At 72.3% G+C, this 15,910-nt stretch carries 14 protein-coding genes and 1 tRNA gene; 3 read left to right on the top strand and 12 right to left on the bottom strand.

The genetic code is table 11. The features are described 5' to 3' along the window. Positions 1 to 140: 140 nt before the first annotated feature. On the bottom strand, positions 141 to 2,357 hold the full coding sequence (locus tag ACF1AG_RS21260) for an MMPL family transporter (RefSeq protein ID WP_391810207.1): 2,217 nt from the start codon (positions 2,355 to 2,357) through the stop codon (positions 141 to 143). 136 nt (positions 2,358 to 2,493) lie between these two features. Beyond that, entirely contained in the window at positions 2,494 to 3,096 is a 603-nt protein-coding gene (locus ACF1AG_RS21255) for a TetR/AcrR family transcriptional regulator (protein ID WP_359601943.1), read from the bottom strand. Between the two features lie 175 nt (positions 3,097 to 3,271). Here ACF1AG_RS21255 and ACF1AG_RS21250 point away from each other — a divergent pair, with 175 nt between their 5' ends. Further along, the gene (locus ACF1AG_RS21250; protein ID WP_391810206.1) at positions 3,272 to 6,520 is read left to right on the top strand and encodes a S41 family peptidase; all 3,249 of its coding nucleotides are present in this window, start codon (positions 3,272 to 3,274) and stop codon (positions 6,518 to 6,520) included. 75 nt (positions 6,521 to 6,595) lie between these two features. Here the strand turns inward: ACF1AG_RS21250 and ACF1AG_RS21245 are convergent, their stop codons facing one another. From ACF1AG_RS21245 to ACF1AG_RS21230, 4 genes are all read right to left on the bottom strand, one after another. After that, a complete protein-coding gene (locus tag ACF1AG_RS21245) occupies positions 6,596 to 6,772 on the bottom strand; it encodes a hypothetical protein (RefSeq protein ID WP_359601941.1) in 177 nt (58 codons plus the stop codon). Between the two features lie 76 nt (positions 6,773 to 6,848). Continuing rightward, positions 6,849 to 7,733, bottom strand: coding sequence for an SDR family oxidoreductase (locus ACF1AG_RS21240; protein ID WP_359601940.1), 885 nt, complete (start codon positions 7,731 to 7,733; stop codon positions 6,849 to 6,851). After that, complete coding sequence (locus ACF1AG_RS21235; RefSeq protein WP_387797571.1) at positions 7,730 to 8,668, bottom strand: alpha/beta fold hydrolase; 939 nt, start codon at positions 8,666 to 8,668, stop codon at positions 7,730 to 7,732. The genes ACF1AG_RS21240 and ACF1AG_RS21235 overlap by 4 nt, the downstream gene beginning before the upstream one ends. Beyond that, on the bottom strand, positions 8,665 to 10,212 hold the full coding sequence (locus ACF1AG_RS21230) for an NAD(P)/FAD-dependent oxidoreductase (RefSeq protein WP_359601938.1): 1,548 nt from the start codon (positions 10,210 to 10,212) through the stop codon (positions 8,665 to 8,667). Before ACF1AG_RS21230 ends, ACF1AG_RS21235 begins: the two co-directional genes overlap by 4 nt. A 177-nt stretch (positions 10,213 to 10,389) precedes the next feature. Here ACF1AG_RS21230 and ACF1AG_RS21225 point away from each other — a divergent pair, with 177 nt between their 5' ends. After that, complete coding sequence (locus ACF1AG_RS21225; RefSeq protein ID WP_359601967.1) at positions 10,390 to 11,010, top strand: MerR family transcriptional regulator; 621 nt, start codon at positions 10,390 to 10,392, stop codon at positions 11,008 to 11,010. Between the two features lie 41 nt (positions 11,011 to 11,051). Here ACF1AG_RS21225 and ACF1AG_RS21220 read toward each other — a convergent pair whose 3' ends face one another. Further along, positions 11,052 to 11,852, bottom strand: coding sequence for an exodeoxyribonuclease III (locus tag ACF1AG_RS21220; protein WP_359601937.1), 801 nt, complete (start codon positions 11,850 to 11,852; stop codon positions 11,052 to 11,054). A 51-nt stretch (positions 11,853 to 11,903) separates the two neighbouring features. On the opposite strand from ACF1AG_RS21220, the gene ACF1AG_RS21215 reads away from it, so the two are divergent. Continuing rightward, the gene (locus ACF1AG_RS21215) at positions 11,904 to 12,380 is read left to right on the top strand and encodes a GNAT family N-acetyltransferase (protein ID WP_391810205.1); all 477 of its coding nucleotides are present in this window, start codon (positions 11,904 to 11,906) and stop codon (positions 12,378 to 12,380) included. A gap of 135 nt (positions 12,381 to 12,515) precedes the next feature. On the opposite strand, the gene ACF1AG_RS21210 is transcribed toward ACF1AG_RS21215, so the two are convergent. From ACF1AG_RS21210 to moaC, 5 genes are all read right to left on the bottom strand, one after another. Further along, positions 12,516 to 12,589 (bottom strand) — tRNA-Ala (locus ACF1AG_RS21210). Between the two features lie 60 nt (positions 12,590 to 12,649). Beyond that, positions 12,650 to 13,939, bottom strand: a complete 1,290-nt coding sequence (gene glpR, locus ACF1AG_RS21205) for a gephyrin-like molybdotransferase receptor GlpR (RefSeq protein ID WP_387797568.1) — start codon at positions 13,937 to 13,939, stop codon at positions 12,650 to 12,652. A 172-nt stretch (positions 13,940 to 14,111) separates the two neighbouring features. Next, positions 14,112 to 14,795, bottom strand: a complete 684-nt coding sequence (locus tag ACF1AG_RS21200) for a GNAT family N-acetyltransferase (RefSeq protein ID WP_391810241.1) — start codon at positions 14,793 to 14,795, stop codon at positions 14,112 to 14,114. Next, complete coding sequence (locus tag ACF1AG_RS21195; RefSeq protein ID WP_359601934.1) at positions 14,792 to 15,313, bottom strand: MogA/MoaB family molybdenum cofactor biosynthesis protein; 522 nt, start codon at positions 15,311 to 15,313, stop codon at positions 14,792 to 14,794. The genes ACF1AG_RS21200 and ACF1AG_RS21195 overlap by 4 nt, the downstream gene beginning before the upstream one ends. Next, entirely contained in the window at positions 15,310 to 15,825 is a 516-nt protein-coding gene (moaC, locus tag ACF1AG_RS21190) for a cyclic pyranopterin monophosphate synthase MoaC (RefSeq protein WP_359601933.1), read from the bottom strand. Before moaC ends, ACF1AG_RS21195 begins: the two co-directional genes overlap by 4 nt. Positions 15,826 to 15,910 lie beyond the last annotated feature (85 nt).

The following is a 15,910-nucleotide window of genomic DNA, read 5'->3' as shown; positions in this document are numbered from 1 at the left end:
ACACCGCACACGGCACACGGCACACGGCGAACGGCCGACACGACGGCCACGACGGCCACGACGGACGGGAACGAGGAAGCCGGTGAGGGCGCCCCGTCCCCACGGAGCCCTCACCGGCTGGTCGAGACTCGTCCTGGCGGTCAGGCCCGGACGAGTTCCTTGTCCTCGTCGTCCTTGCCCGCCGCGCCCTCGTGCGCAGCGAGGCTCTCGCCCTCGACGTCGACGTTGGGCAGCGCCCGGTCCAGCCACTTGGGCAGCCACCACGCCTTGTCGCCGAGCAGCGCCAGGACGGCCGGGACGATCGCCATACGGACCACGAACGCGTCGAAGAGGACGGCGATCGCGAGGCCGAAGCCGATCATCTTGACCATGGAGTCGCTGGATCCGATGAACCCGGAGAACACCGCGATCATGATGATCGCCGCGGCGGTCACCACCCGCGCGCTGTACCGGAACCCGGTGACCACGGCCTGCGCCGGCTTCTCGCCGTGGACGTGGGCCTCGCGTATACGGGTCACGAGGAACACCTCGTAGTCCATGGCCAGTCCGAAGACCACGCCGACCATGAAGATCGGCATCATCGACATGATCGGGCCGGTCTCCTCCACGCCCATCAGGCCGGACAGCCAGCCCCACTGGTAGACCGCGACGACCGCGCCGAGGGCCGCCAGCACGGAGAGCAGGAAGCCGAGGGCCGCCTTCAGCGGGACCAGGATCGAGCGGAACACCACGATCAGCAGCAGGAACGCGAGTCCGACCACCAGCACCAGGTACGGCACCAGCGCGTCGTTCAGCTTCTGCGAGACGTCGATGTTCATCGCCGTGGCGCCGGTCACGAGGACCTCCGCGCCGGTGCCGTCCTTGATGTCGGCGCCCACGGCCCGGATGTCGTGGACCAGGTCCTCGGTGGCCACCGAGGACGGCTTGGCGTCCGGGATGACGGCGATCGTCGCGGTGTCGCCGGCCTTGTTCGGGGCGGCGGGGGCGACGTTCACGACGTTGTCGAGCGCCTTGATCTCGTCGCCGGCCTGCCGGAAGACGGCCTGCGGATCCTCGCTGCCCTGCGCGTCGACCACGACGACCAGCGGGCCGTTGGAGCCGGGGCCGAAGCCGTCGGAGAGCAGGTCGTAGGCGCGGCGCTGCGTGGTGGACGTCGGCTGGGAGCCGTCGTCGGGCAGGCCCAGCTCCAGGGAGCCGGCCGGGACCGCGGCGGCGCCGAGGCCGATGATGCCGAGCAGCAGCACGGCCAGCGGGCGGCGGACGACGAAGCTCGCCCAGCGGGTGCCCGCGTTGGGCCGGTCCGCCTTGTCCTTGGCGCGTCCGCCGCCGAGGAGCTTGCTCTTCTCGCCCGCAGGGCGGACCCGGCGGCCGGCGTAGCCGAGCACGGCGGGGATGAGGGTGAGGGCGATGAGGACCGCGACGGCGACCGTGCCGGCGGCGGCGATGCCCATCTTCGTCAGCATCGGGATGTTGACGACGGACAGGCCGACCAGGGCGATGACGACGGTCAGACCGGCGAAGACCACGGCGGAACCCGCGGTGCCGACGGCCCGTCCGGCCGCCTCCTCGCGCTCTCGTCCCTCGGCGAGTTCGGCGCGGTAGCGGGAGACCACGAACAGGGCGTAGTCGATGCCGACCGCGAGACCGATCATCGAGGCCAGGATGGAGGTGGTGGAGCCCAGGTCGAGGGTGCTGGCCAGCGCGGTGATGGTGGCGACGCCGATGCCGACGCCGACGATGGCGGTGAGCAGCGGCAGTCCGGCGGCGAGGAGCGAGCCGAGGGTGATGACCAGGACGACCGCGGCGACGCCGATGCCGATGATCTCGGCGGAGCCGGTCTCCGGTATGGCCTGGAGGGCGTCACCGCCGATCTCGACGGTCAGCCCCGAGTCGCGGGCGTCCTCGGCGGCGGCCTTCAGCGCCTCACGGGAGGTCTCCTCCAGCTCCATGCCGGGGACCTTGTAGGTCACGGAGGCGTAGGCGACGGTGCCGTCCTGGCTGACGCCGCCGCCCTGGTACGGGTCGGTGACCTGGGCGACCTCGGCACCGCCGGACAGCTCGTCGACGGTGTCCTGGACCGCCGCCTTGTTGCCGGGGTCGGTCATCTTCTGGCCGTCGGGCGCCTTGAAGACGACGCGGGCGGTTGCGCCGTCGGCGCTGGCGCCGGGGAACCGTTCGTCCAGCAGGTCGAAGGCCTTCTGGGCTTCGGTGCCGGGGATGGAGAAGGACGAGTTGCCGGCGGCGGGCGCGCCGGCCGCGCCGGCGCCCGCGAGCGCCAGCAGCGCCACCCAGAAGAGGGCGACGAAGTGCCGTTTCCGGAAGGAGAACCGGCCGAGTCGGTACAGGAATGTGGCCACGAGGGCGTGCTCCCGGTCAGGTCGTGGATGTTTCAGGGCAGGGGGGATCAGCCCGACGGGTTGGGGGCACCGCCCGCGCCTTTGAGGCAGCGGGGGAGGATGCGTCAGGAGGTGGCTTTCTCGGTGCTGCTGGGGGTCAGTCGGCTGGGGCGACTCCGAGGGCGGGGAGCACCACGGCGTCGATGTACGACCGGAGGAAGGCCTGCGTGGGCGGCTGTTCGTCGATCAGCATCCGTGTGGCGAAGGCGCCGACGAGCATGTGCACGACGTAGTCCAGCGCCGGGTTGTCGGCGCGGACCTCGCCCCGTTCGACCGCGCGGTCGACGATCCGCCGGAACTCCTCGACCTCCGGCTCCACCAGCCACTCACGGAGCGCCTGGCGCAGGTCGTCGTTCTGGTGCACCGCCATGGCGAGCGCGCGCATGAGTGCGACGTTCTCCGCCATGACGCAGTCGTCCTCGCGGCTGATGATCGTGTGCAGGTCACCCCGGAGGGACCCGGTGTCCACGTCGGCGATGCTGCCGGGCTTCTGGCTGTGCATCGCCCGGACCACCAGCTCGGCCTTGCCGCCCCACTGGCGGTAGAGCGTGGCCTTGCTGGACCGGGTGCGGGCGGCTACGGCGTCCATGGTGAGGGCGTCGTAACCGACCTCACGGAGCAGGTCGAGCACGGCCCGGTAGAGCTCGGCCTCGCGCTCGGGGGTGATCCGGCTGCGACGGGACATCGCGATGTCACTCATGCCGACCACCTTTCCGCTCCAAGTCCCACCGCGTCAAAGAAACGACACGGTTTCGTACAAGACGAAGGTACAACTCACGAGTAGCGAAACGAAACCGTTTCGTACGTGGTATGCGTCACGCTTGTCGGTTCCGCATAAGTTGCTGCGGTCCGTCCCCCGGAAAAGCATGGGGAGAGTGACTTATCTGCGTCTGCCGCACCTCAAGGACGACCTGCTGTGCTTCGTGGCGGAGGACGACCTATGGCTCGCTCCGCTGGAGGGGGCGGGCCGCGCCTGGCGGCTCACCGCCGACCGCACCAAGCTCGGTCACCCCCGCTTCTCCCCCGACGGCCGCCACATCGCGTACACCAGCTGGCGCACCCTGGATCCCGAGGTGCACCTGGTTCCGGTGGACGGCGGCCCCGGCCGGCGGCTGACGTACTGGGGGAGCTCCGACACCCGGGTCTGCGGCTGGGCCCCGCCCGACGAACACGGGCACGAGGCGATCCTCGCCGTCACCTCGCACGGCGAGCCCTTCTCCTATTTCACCTGGGCCTACAAGCTCGGCCTCGACGGCAGCCCCGGACGCAAGCTGCCCTGGGGCCCGGTCTCCGACATCCAGGTCGCCGACCTGGCGGGCGAGCGCAGGTCCCTGCTGCTCACCGGCACCCCGCCGCACGAACCGGCTTCCTGGAAGCGCTACCGGGGCGGCGCCACCGGCAGGCTCTGGCTGCACGGCCACCGTCTGCTGGAAGGGCTGGACGGTCACCTCCACTCGCCGATGTTCGCCGGCGGCCGGATCGCCTTCCTCTCCGACCACGAGGGCATCGGCAACCTCTACTCCTGCGCCCACGACGGCACGGACCTGCGCCGCCACACCGACCACGACGCCTTTTACGCCCGGCACGCCGCCACCGACGGCACCCGCGTCGTGTACCAGTGCGCCGGCGACCTGTGGATCGTGGACGACCTGTCGCCCGGCTCGGAGCCGCGCCGGCTGGACGTGCGGCTGAGCGGTCCGCGCTCCGGCCGGCGCCCCTACCAGGTGCCCACGGCGCAGCACCTGGACGGCCTGTCCGTCGACGAGACCGGCCGGGCCAGCGCGGTCGCGGTACGCGGCAGCCTTTACTGGCTCACCCACCGCGACGGCCCCGCCCGCACCCTCACCGACACCCCGGGCGTACGGGTACGGCTGCCGGAGATGCTCGGCGCGGGCGGCCAGGTCGCCTACGTCACGGACGCCGAGGGCGAGGACGCCGTGGAGATCGCCTCGCTGCCCCGGGCGACCGGACACCGCGCACACCGCAGGCTGGCCGCCGGGAAGCTCGGCCGGGTCCTGGAGATGGTCGCCGACCCCGAGGGGCAGCGGCTCGCGGTCGCCGCGCACGACGGGCGGCTGCTGCTGGTGGACACCGACGAGGCGACGGACGGCACGTCGGAGGAGGTCACCGAGCTGATCCACTCCGGCAACGGCCCGGTGCGCGACCTCGCCTTCTCCCCCGACGGCGCCTGGCTGGCCTGGTCCCACCCGGTCATCGGGCGGTCGCTGCGGCAGATCAAGCTCGCCCGCATCAAGGACCGGCTGGTCCTGGACGTCACAGGCGGCCGTTTCGAGGACGAGAACCCGGTCTTCACCCGGGACGGCCGCTATCTGGCGTTCCTGTCCTGGCGCGGCTTCGACCCGGTGTACGACGTGCACACCGGCGACCTGTCCTTCCCGTTGGGCTGCCGCCCGTACCTGGTGCCGCTGTCGTCGGCGACGCCCTCGCCGTTCGCACTGAACCCGGAGGGGCGGCCCGCCGCCGGAGGGCTCGACCCGCTGGAGGAGGGCGACGAGGGCGGCACGGTCACCGTGGAGGCGGAGGGTCTGGAGAGCAGGGTGACGCCCTTCCCGGTGGCCGCGTCCAAGTACTCGGGCCTGTACCCGGTCGCGGGCTGCGGCCTCGTGTGGCTGCGCTGGCCGATCTCGGGCGCACTGGGCGAGACGTTCGCCAACCCCGACGACACCACCGGCCGGCCCACCCTGGAGCACTTCGACGTCCCCAAGGCCAGGAAGTCCGAACTCGTCACCCACCTCGACTTCTTCGCGGTCAGCGGCGACGGCACCCGGCTGGTCGTGGTCGACGAGGGGGACCTGCGGGCGGTGCCCGCCACCGAGCCGGGCGACGGCGACTCCACGGTGTGGATCGACCTGCGCCGCATCAAGCACGAGGCGGACCCGGCGGCCGAGTGGCGCCAGGCCTACGCGGAGGCGGGGCGGCTGATCCGCGCCTACTTCTGGGAACCGGACATGTGCGGGATCGACTGGGACGGCGTGCTGGAGCAGTACCGGCCGCTGGTCGAACGGGTCGCCTCCCCCGACGAGTTCGCCGACCTGCTGCGCGAGGTCCTCGGCGAACTGGGCACCTCGCACGCCTACGTCACCGCAGCCCGGCGCAACGAGGGACCCCCGCACTACCAGCGCCGCCAAGGGCTCCTGGGCGCCAACCTTGTGCACCGCGAGGCGGGTTGGACGGTGCAGCGGATCCTGCCCGGCGACTCGTCCGACTCCCGCGCCCGTTCCCCGCTGGCCGGCGCGGGCATCCGCGAGGGAGCGGTCCTCACCCATGTCGACGGCCGCCCGGTGGACCCGCCGGCCGGACCGTACCCGCTGCTCGCCGCGGCGGGCGGCACCACCGTGGAGCTGACGTTCCTGCCCGACGGCGAGGGACCGCCCCGGCGGGTCGCGGTCGTCCCGCTGGTCGACGAGACGCCCCTGCGCTACCAGGACTGGGTGGCCAAACGCCGCTCCGTCGTGCGGGAGTTGAGCGGCGGCCGGTGCGGGTATCTGCACATCCCCGACATGGGCGGCTCCGGCTGGGCGCAGTTCAACCGGGACGTGCGGATGGAGATGTCCCGGCCCGCACTCATCGTGGACGTGCGCGGCAACGCGGGCGGGCACATCAGCGAGCTCGTGGTGGAGAAGCTGACCCGCACCATCATCGGCTGGGACCTCACCCGCGACGCCCAGCCCGTGTCGTACGCGTCCAACGCGCCGCGCGGGCCCGTGGTGGCGCTGGCCGACGAGGCGACCAGCTCCGACGGCGACATGATCACCGCCGCGTTCAAACTGCTGAAGCTCGGGCCCGTGGTGGGACAGCGCACCTGGGGCGGGGTGGTCGGCATGACCGGCCGGCACCGGCTCGGGGACGGCACGGTGATCACGGTGCCGATGAACGCTGCCTGGTTCGACGCGTACGGCTGGTCCGTGGAGAACCGGGGCGTCGACCCCGACCTGGAGGCGCTGCGCACCCCGCTGGACTGGGCCGAGGGCAGGCACGCCGTCCTCGACGACGCCGTACGGCTCGCCCTCGACCTGCTGGAAGCCGAACCGCCCGCCTCGCCCCCGGGATACGCCGACGTGCCCGACCGGTCGCGTCCGAAGCTGCCGCCGCGCAGCCGCTGAGGGCGCGAGAAAGGGGTGCCCCCTTCGCCAGGGGCACCCCTTCCTACGGCACGTCACTGCCCGGGTGCGTCGACGTCAGACCTCGCGGTCCTGGTCGATGCGCTCCTCGGACTCGCGGCGACGCTGCGGGTCCTGCTCGTCGTCCCGACGGCGGCCGCGGTTCTGCAGCTGCTCCTTGCCCTGCTGGGCGCGCTGCTTGGCCTGCTGCTGGAACTGGCCGGCCTTCTCCTGCATCTGGTCCTTCATACCCATGTGGGTTCACTCCCGTTGTGGGGTGGGGGAACTTGCCCGACCAGATTCACACGGACGGTGACCCTGCGCATGTCGATCAGTCACGCACCGTAGCGCGATGCTGTTCGTCGGCGTTGCCGCCCGCCCCGACCAGGCCGATGCGCAGCCCGTCGAGCCGGTGCCCGAACCGCTTCATCTCCCGTTGTCCCACCGTGCCGATGAGGGCGGGGAGGTAGCCGCGGATGCCCTGCATGCCGCGCAGCCAGGCCTGTCCGTAGACGTGCGCGGAGCGCCGCTCGATACCGGCGACGAGCCGGTCCACGGCGGGCCCGAGCGGATAGGTCTTGTTGGACGGCCAGGGCAGCCGCTGCCTCAACTCCCGCATGACGTCGTCCTGGTCGGCGCCGCGCACCATGTCGGTGTCCGTCCACGACAGATAGCCCACGCCCACCTTGACACCCCGGTGGGCGACTTCGGCGCGCAGCGCGTGCGCGTACGCCTCCACGCCCGACTTGGAGGCGCAGTACGCCGTCATCATCGGCGCCGGGGTGATCGCGGCGAGGGACGCTATCTGCAGCAGGTAGCCGCGGCTCTCGGCGAGCAGCGGCAGGAACGCCCGTGCGGTGACCGCCGATCCGATCAGATTGACCTCGATGACCCGCCGCCAGGCGTCCGGGTCGGACTCGGTGAACGGACCGCCCGTCGCCACACCGGCGTTGGCGACCACGATGTCCACCCGGCCGAACCGCTCGCGCACCTCCCCGGCGACCCGGGCCATCGCCTCGGGGTCGGTGACGTCCGCATGCCAGTGATCGCTGTCGCTGTGCAGCCGGGCGGAGACGTCCTTCAGCGCGTCCGGTTCGAGTCCGACCAGCGCCACCTTCACGCCGCGCGCGGAGAGTTTGCGGGCGAGCAGCTCCCCGACCCCGCGCGCCGCGCCGGTGACGACGGCGACTTTTCCTTCCAGACTGACCCTGCTCATGCGCTCTCCTCGACGGGTACGGACGGCTGTCGGGCACTCACGTGGGCGGCTACGAGGTCCCGGATCCGCGTGGTGACCAGGTCGGGTTCCTCGACGGGGGTCATGTGGCCGACGCCGGGCAGTTCGGTGACGCCTCGGCAGTCGGGCAGCGCGTCGGCGAGCGCACGGGCGTGCACGGGCGGGGTGAGCCGGTCGGCCGTCCCGACGACGATCTCCGCGGGCACGTTCAACTCCCTTACCGCCGCGTCGAGGTCGAGCGTGGCGAGCACGTGCGACCAGGCGTGGCGGACGGTGCGGGGGCAGGCGTGCACGATGCGGGCGCAGGCCTCCACCATGTCGGGCGCCGAAGCGGGGCCCATGGTCGCGTACTTGAGGATGCGCCGGGCGGCGGGGGTGACCGGGCCGAGCGGGGCGCGGCTGCCGAGGATGTGCCCGGTGATCCAGGTCCGGACGCGGCCGGGACGCAGCGGCAGCACCGTGGACTCGGGGACGAGCCGCGTGCTGCCCGTGCTGCACAGCAGGACGGCGGCGGCGTGCTCACGGAACGCGGGCCGGGCGGAGGCGGCCATCACCGTCATGCCGCCCATGGAGTGACCGGCGATCACGGCGCGCTCGCCCGGGGCGAGGGTGGCGGTGAGGACGGCCTCGAGGTCGTCGGCGAGCGTGTCCGTGCTGCACGCGGGGCTCGCCGGGGTGCGTCCGTGGCCGCGCTGGTCGTAGGCGATCACCCGGTGGTCGGCGGCTAGTCCACTGATCTGCGCGGCCCAGAAGGCGGTCGAGCAGGTCCAGCCGTGCGCGAGGACGACGGCGGGTGCGCCCTCGGGTCCGTGCACCTCGACGTGGATCTGGGCGCCGTCGGCGGAGGTGGCGGTCAGTTCGCTCGCCGGGGCGGGCAGTGCGTAGCGTCCGGTGGTGACGGGGGTGGGGCGGCTCATGCGGCCACCTCCGCGCTCTCCGCACCGGTCCCGGGCCGCGCGTCGGCGGCGCGCAGCACGGCGTACTCGGCGAGGTCGACGCGGCGGGTGGCGCGCCGGAACTCGGCGGTGGTGCCGGGCCAGATGGTGGTGTTGCGGCCGCTCGCGTCGAGGTACCAGCTGGTGCAGCCGCCGGTGTTCCACACCGTGCGCTTCATCCGTTCCTGCACCCGGTGGTTCCAGGCGCGGACCGCGCTGGGGCGGGCGTCGAGGGCGACCCGGCCTCCCCCAGAGCCCGAAGGGCCTGGGGGGACCCCCAGGACGTCGAGCTGGCGCAGGTAGTCGGCCATGTAGTTCAGCTGGGACTCGATCATCAGGATCATCGAGGAGTTCCCGAGGCCGGTGTTGGGGCCGATGATCGTCATCCAGTTGGGGAAGCCGGCCGCGGAGGCGCCGCGCAGCGCCTGCATGCCGCCCGACCACACCTCCGCGAGCGTCCTGCCCTCGGGTCCGACGACCCGCTCGGCGATCGGCATGTCGGTGACGTGGAAGCCGGTGGAGAAGACGATCGCGTCGACCTCGGCCTCGCTGCCGTCGGCGGCGACCAGCGTGGATCCGCGCACCTCGGTCAGCCCGCTCGCGACGACGTCCACGTTGGGCTGTGCGAGGGCCGGGTAGTACGTGCTGGACAGCAGGATCCGCTTGCAGCCGATGCGGTAGTCGGGGGTGAGCTTGGCCCGCAGCGCCGGGTCCTTGATCGCCCGCGCCATGTTCCGCTTGGCGAGCTGCTCGACGAAGCCGAGCTCGCCCGGGTGCTTGGTGAACGCCTGCACCTGGAGTTCGCGGATGCCCCACAGCACCCCGCGGCGCAGCTTGGTGGTGAAGGGCAGCGCCCGGTGCACGGCGCGCTCGGCGGCGCCGATGGGCCGGTCCATGCGGGGCAGCACCCAGGCCGGGGTGCGCTGGAAGAGGGTGAGCTTCTCCACCTGCTTCTGGACCGACGGGACGATCTGGATGGCGGAGGCGCCGGTGCCGATCACGGCGACGCGCTTGCCGCGCAGGTCGTAGTCGTGGTCCCAGCGGGCGGAGTGGAACACCTTGCCGGGGAAGGTGTCGAGGCCGGGCACGTCCGGCAGTTTGGGCTCGGACAGCGGCCCGGTGGCGGAGACGACGACGTCGGCGCTCCAGTCGCCGGCGGTGGTCTCGATGTCCCAGCGCAGCCGCTCGGCGTCCCAGGTCATCCGCTTCACCTCGGCGTTGAAGCGCAGGTGCGGGCGCAGTCCGAAGGTGTCGGTGACGCGCTCCAGGTAGGCGCGGATGTGCTCCTGGCCGGAGAAGGAGCGCGGCCAGTCGGGGTTGGGCGCGAAGGAGAAGGAGTACAGGTGCGAGGGAACGTCGCAGGCGCACCCGGGGTAACTGTTGTCGCGCCAGGTGCCGCCGACGCTGCCGGCCCGCTCCAGGACGACGAAGTCCGTGATCCCCTCGCGGCGCAGCCGTACGGCGGCCCCGAGTCCGCCGAATCCCGACCCGATCACCGCGACCCGTACATGCTCGTGCTCGGCCATCCCAAAGCCTCCGCGCATCGCTCAGAACCATGCCAGTGAACACTGGCGCAATGGGGAGCGTAGAGCAGTGTCGTACTCATGGGTAGGGGGTGCGCGAGGAAAGTTACCGCCGGTACGACCTAGGCTTCAGGCGTGACGGACGACAGCGGCACCCCCACGGAACGGCGCGAGTACCGCATGGAGGAACTGGCGCGGCTCGCCGGCATCACCGTGCGCACCCTGCGCTTCTACCGCGAGCGCAAGCTCATCCCGCCGCCGCGCCGCGAGGGCCGCATCGCCTGGTACGACGACCACCACCTGGCCCGGCTGCGCACCATCACGGCGCTGCTGGAGCGCGGCCACACCCTGAACGGCATAGCCGAGCTGGCCGAGGCCTTCGACAACGGCCGGGACGTCGGCGACCTGCTCGGCATGGAGGTCCCCACCGAGGAGACCCCGGTCCGTCTCACCCCCGAGGAGCTCGCCGACCACTTCGCCGGCGAGGTCACCCCGGAGAACCTGGCCGCCGCCCTGGACCTCGGCTACCTCGGCGTCGACGGCGAGGAGATCGTCCACATCAGCCACCGCCTCCTCGAGGTGTCCTCCGCGCTGGTCCGCGAGGGCATCCCGCTCGGCGAGGTCCTCCGCACCGGCGCGGAGGTCCGCACCCACGCCGACGCCCTCGCCGACCTCTTCGCCGACCTGATCCTGCGCCACGCCCCGCAGGAGACCCTCCACCGCCTGCGCCCGCTGGCCCGCAGCGTGGTGGACGCGGAGCTGTCGCTGGCGCTGGACCGGAGGCTGCGGAAGCGGGGCTGAACCCGGCGAACAGCCCGACTCCGCGGTGCGGACGTCCCGGCCTACCCGTAGACGACCGTCACGGGCGCGTGGTCCGACCAGCGTTCGGCGTGGGTGGCCGCGCGCTCCACGTACGCCTTGACCGCGCGGTCCGCGAGGCCCCGGGTGGTCATCTGGTAGTCGATGCGCCAACCCGTGTCATTGTCGAAAGCGCGCCCCCGGTACGACCACCACGAGTAAGGGCCGTCGACATCCGGATGCAGGGCGCGCACCACGTCGACGTAGCCGCCGTCGGCCGGGTCGAGGACGCGGGAGAGCCACTCCCGCTCCTCGGGCAGGAAGCCGGAGTTCTTGGTGTTGCCGCGCCAGTTCTTCAGGTCGGCCTTCTCGTGCGCGATGTTCCAGTCGCCGCAGACGACGACCTCGCGGCCGTCGGCGGCGGCCTTCTCCCGCAGCTCCTTGAGGTACGCGAGGAACTCGTCCATGAAGCGCACCTTTTCGTCCTGCCGCTCCGTGCCGGCCTCGCCGGACGGCAGGTACAGCGAGGCGACCGTCACACCGGGCAGGTCCGCCTCGACGTACCGTCCGCTGCCGTCGAACTCGGCCGAGCCGAAGCCGATCCGGACGCGCTCGGGCTCGCGCCGGGTGTACAGGGAGACGCCCGCGCGCCCCTTGGCGGCGGCCGGCGCGTGCACCACGTGCCACCCCTCGGGCTCCCGCACCGTCTCCGGCAGCTGCGCCGCCTCGGCCCGCACCTCCTGGAGGCACAGCACATCGGCGGAGGTCCCGGCGAGCCACTCCACGAAGCCCTTCTTGGCGGCGGCGCGGAGTCCATTGACGTTGACAGAGGTCACAGTGAGCACGAGGGCACGATACGACACGCGCAGGTCCGGGCATGTTTTACGGTAATCGTCATGGAAATCCGCCCGGTCCCCTACGACCATCCCGACGCCGTGAAGCTGGACGCAGCCGTCCAGGCCGAGTACGACATCCGCTACGGCGACGGCGGCGACGCCACCCCCATGGACCCCGCGGACTTCCGTCCCCCCAACGGCATCTACCTGATCGCCTACGACACGCTCGGCGTCCCGGTCGCCTCCGGCGGCTGGCGCGTCCAGGACGCCAACGACGAGGGCAACCGGGACGGCGACGCCGAGCTGAAGCGCATGTACGTCGTCGAGGAGATGCGCGGCAGGGGTCTCGCCCGCCGCATCCTGGCAGCCCTGGAGGAGGACGCCCGCGCCGCCGGCCGCGTCCGCATGGTCCTGGAGACCGGCACCAAGCAGCCGGAGGCCATCGCGCTCTACTCCTCCAGCGGCTACGAGCCCTGCGAGAAGTTCGGCTACTACCGCTTCCACGAGGACAGCCGCTGCTACGCGAAGGACCTGTGACCCGCCGAGAAGTTCCCGGGGAAGCCCCGCCCGCGAAACCGGTGCGGGGCTTCACGCGTTGAGCCGGCGGCGCCGGCCGGCAGCCGCAACAAGTCGAAGCCCCGGCCGGGTGAACCCGGCCGGGGCTTCGTTGCGTGGACCTGAGGGGATTTGAACCCCTGGCCCCCTCGATGCGAACGAGGTGCGCTACCGGACTGCGCCACAGGCCCTTGCAACGAGTGAAACTTTAGCATCCCGATCGGGGTGCTCAAAAATCCGTTGGCCGGGCGCTACTCGTTCGCGGCCTTGGGGCGGTCGCCGTCCTCGTACTGGTCGAACAGCGGGGTGCGTCCGCGCTCGCGGGAGCGGCGGGCGGAGGCGGCGCGGCGGGCGTCGGTGCGATCGTCGTCCGCGTCCCGGTCGTCGGCCGGCGGCTCCTGCTCCTCGGCGGCCGCCTGCCTCTCCTCGGCCGGTACGGCGCTGGAGCGGGCGGAGCTCCAGGTGTCCGGGGCGCCGAGGTCGACGTCGCCGGAGGCGCGCGGCGCGACGGGGGCCGTCACGTACGTGGGGAGCGGGACGGGGACGGGGTCCCAGCTGTCCCCGCCCTGGCTGGGCCGCCGGCTGCGCTCACGCTGCTGGTCGACCCACTCGGCGTGGTCGGTCTGCTCGACCAGCGCGCGCCGGTCCGCGGCGAGCGCGGACATGCCCGGGTCGGTGTCCGCGCCGGCTTCCGGGCCCTCCGGTTCGTCCGGGTCGGCCTCGTCGGTGACGGGACGGCGACGGGGCCGCCGCTCGCGCAGCCGCTGCGCCGCGGCCTCGGCCTGACGGCGGTCCATCTGGTAGGCGAACCGGCGGCGCTCCTGCGAGCGCAGGTAGGCGATGTAGGTGCTGAGCAGCACGGCGGGCACGCCCGGCGCCCAGAGGAACGCCAGCCCGCCGACGGCGGCGACGACCGCGCCGAGCGTGAAGGCGAGGAACAGCATCGTGATGGTGCGCCGACGGCGCGCGAGGACCTTCGAGCGCCGGGCGCGCTCGGCGGCGGCCTGCGCACTGCGGTCCCGGCGGGCGGCGTCCGGGGAGCGGCGGGCGGCGGGGACGCGGCCCTGCGCGGCGGGACCGCGGGCGGCGGCCGGTTCGCCCCGCCCGGCGGGCCGCTCCTCGTGCGGGGCGGCCTCCTCGGGTGGGTGCGGTTCGCCGCGCTCGTGCGGACTCTGCCCGCCGCGTTCCTGCGTGACCCGCCCGTCGCGGCCCGGTTCGGGGCGCTCCTCGGGCGGGGCCGGTACGGACGCCTGGGTGTGCGGACGGGTCTGGGACACGGCGAAGGCCCGGACGTCCACCGTGTCGGTGATCGCATCCGGGTCGTGGACGCCCTGCTCCCCCTCGTCGGCGGAGCGCGCCTGCAGGTCCTTGGCGTACCGGCGCTCCATGCCCGCCCGTCCGGACAGCAGTCGGATGGCGGTGCTGAAGCGTTCCGTCGGACGTGCCTCGTTCAGCTCGTCCTGCCTACGGAGCCACATCGGCACCAAGTAGGCGGCCCAGGCCCCGACGATGACTGCGTAGATGAGGCCGCTGCTGCTCACGCCTCACACCGTAGAGGGGTTTGCACGAGGCCATAGGCCAATTGGGCCGGTGTGTCGCACGATCTGGCTGATATTTCGAACTTTTCTTGTGATGGATGCGATCAGACAGTCGCCGGATCCCGGTAATTGCCGGTTCCGGATCGGTCACCCGCACCGCAATTCGAACATTTATTCAATTACCGGGGCCGTGCGGGATTCCGCTGTCGCGCTGCTGACGTCCGGGCAGCTCATCCCGGGACCGCTCGTGCCCGCGGGTGCGGCGCCAGCGGGCGAGGAGACCGTCGGGGACTTCCTCCGCGGTGAGTGCGAACACGAGATGGTCGCGCCACGCGCCGTCGATGTGGAGATAGCGCGGGCGCAGCCCTTCCTCACGGAATCCGAGTTTCTCCACGACCCTGCGGCTCGGCGCGTTCTCCGGGCGAATGCAGACCTCGATACGGTGCAGTCCGACGGTGCGGAAACAGTGGTCGACGACCATCGCGACGGACGTCGGCACCACACCGCGTCCGGCGACGGCCTCGTCGACCCAGTAGCCGATGTGCCCGGAGCACATGGAGCCCCAGGTGATCCCGGCGACCGTCAACTGCCCTACCAGACGCCCCTGGTACTCGATGACGAACGGCAGCATGCGGCCCGCGTTGGCCTCGGAGCGCAGGTGGCGCACCATCTGCCGGTAGGTGGGGCGGTGGGTGACGGGACCGCTGGGCGTGGGCGGCGGGATGGTCGCCTCCCAGGGCCGCAGCCAGTCACGGTTGCGGCGGTTCACCTCGCGCCAGGCCTTCTGGTCGCGCAGCTTTATCGGCCGGAGGACGATGTCGCCGTCCCTCAGCTCCGCAGGCCAGTACGGGGTGTTCAGTGCGCACCCCCGTCGTCGGCGTCCGGACGGGGGTGGTCCCCGCCGCGCAGCTGGTCCACCGCGTGCTTCAGCAGCGGCTCCAGGACGGCCAGGCCGTCCTTCACCCCGCCGCTGGACCCGGGCAGGTTGACGATCAGCGTGGCGCGCGCGACACCGGCGAGGCCGCGGGAGAGGGCGGCGGTGGGCACCTTGTCCCGGCCGTACGCGCGGATCGCCTCCGCGATGCCGGGGACCTCGCGGTCGATCACGCGGCGGGTGGCCTCGGGGGTGCGGTCGGTGGGCGAGATGCCGGTGCCGCCGGTGGTGACGACGACGTCGTACCCGGCGTCGACGGCCGCGCGCAGGGCGGCCTCCACGGGGTCGCCGTCGGGGACGACCTGGGGGCCGTCGACGGCGAAGCCGAAACGCTTCAGGCCGTCGGCGATCAGCGGGCCGCCCGTGTCCTGGTAGACGCCGGCGGCGGCACGGTTGGACGCCGTGACGACGAGGGCCCGGTACGGGGCCGCGGAGGGCGTCATGACCTGCTCCAGTCGCCCGACTTGCCGCCCGTCTTCTCCTCCACCCGCACGTCCGTGATGACCGCCTCCTTGTCGACCGCCTTGACCATGTCGATCACGGTGAGCGCGGCCACGGACACGGCGGTGAGGGCTTCCATCTCGACGCCCGTCCGGTCCGTCGTCCGTACCGTCGCCGCGATCTCCACGGCGTCGTCCGCGACCGACAGGTCCAGTTTCACACCGGACAGCGCCAGGGGGTGGCACAGCGGGATCAGGTCGGGGGTGCGTTTGGCACCCATGATGCCCGCGATGCGCGCGGTGGCCAGCGCGTCGCCCTTGGGCACGCCCTCGCCGCGCAGCAGCTCGATCACGCGGGGCGCGACGAGCACGCGGCCGGTGGCGCGTGCGGTGCGCGCGGTGACGTCCTTGCCGGACACGTCGACCATGCGGGCGGCGCCCGCCTCGTCGATGTGGGTCAGACGGGACTGCTCGTCGGTGGGTCCGGGGGTGTCCCCCCGGGAAGGCACGGTCATGTTCGTGTGGCGCTCCCGGTCGTGGCCCGTCGCGGTGCGGGGCACGGGCCTGCTGTGCGCGACACGGTACCGCCAACGGGCGGTG

It is taken from the genome of Streptomyces sp. NPDC014764, from assembly GCF_043082785.1.
Classification (GTDB): Bacteria; Actinomycetota; Actinomycetes; order Streptomycetales; family Streptomycetaceae; genus Streptomyces; species Streptomyces althioticus.
The sequence above is the reverse complement of the archived record's forward strand: the minus strand, read 5'-3'. Positions and strand labels throughout refer to the sequence as shown.

Bases quoted from the DNA above. Each gene is read 5' to 3' on its own strand.
- ACF1AG_RS21240 (WP_359601940.1), bottom strand. From the start codon at position 7,733: ATGAGCAGGGTCAGTCTGGAAGGAAAAGTCGCCGTCGTCACCGGCGCG.
- moaC (WP_359601933.1), bottom strand. From the start codon at position 15,825: ATGACCGTGCCTTCCCGGGGGGACACCCCCGGACCCACCGACGAGCAG.
- ACF1AG_RS21230 (WP_359601938.1), bottom strand. From the start codon at position 10,212: ATGGCCGAGCACGAGCATGTACGGGTCGCGGTGATCGGGTCGGGATTC.
- ACF1AG_RS21255 (WP_359601943.1), bottom strand. From the start codon at position 3,096: ATGAGTGACATCGCGATGTCCCGTCGCAGCCGGATCACCCCCGAGCGC.
- ACF1AG_RS21245 (WP_359601941.1), bottom strand. From the start codon at position 6,772: ATGGGTATGAAGGACCAGATGCAGGAGAAGGCCGGCCAGTTCCAGCAG.
- ACF1AG_RS21235 (WP_387797571.1), bottom strand. From the start codon at position 8,668: ATGAGCCGCCCCACCCCCGTCACCACCGGACGCTACGCACTGCCCGCC.
- ACF1AG_RS21215 (WP_391810205.1), top strand. From the start codon at position 11,904: ATGGAAATCCGCCCGGTCCCCTACGACCATCCCGACGCCGTGAAGCTG.
- ACF1AG_RS21225 (WP_359601967.1), top strand. From the start codon at position 10,390: ATGGAGGAACTGGCGCGGCTCGCCGGCATCACCGTGCGCACCCTGCGC.
- ACF1AG_RS21195 (WP_359601934.1), bottom strand. From the start codon at position 15,313: ATGACGCCCTCCGCGGCCCCGTACCGGGCCCTCGTCGTCACGGCGTCC.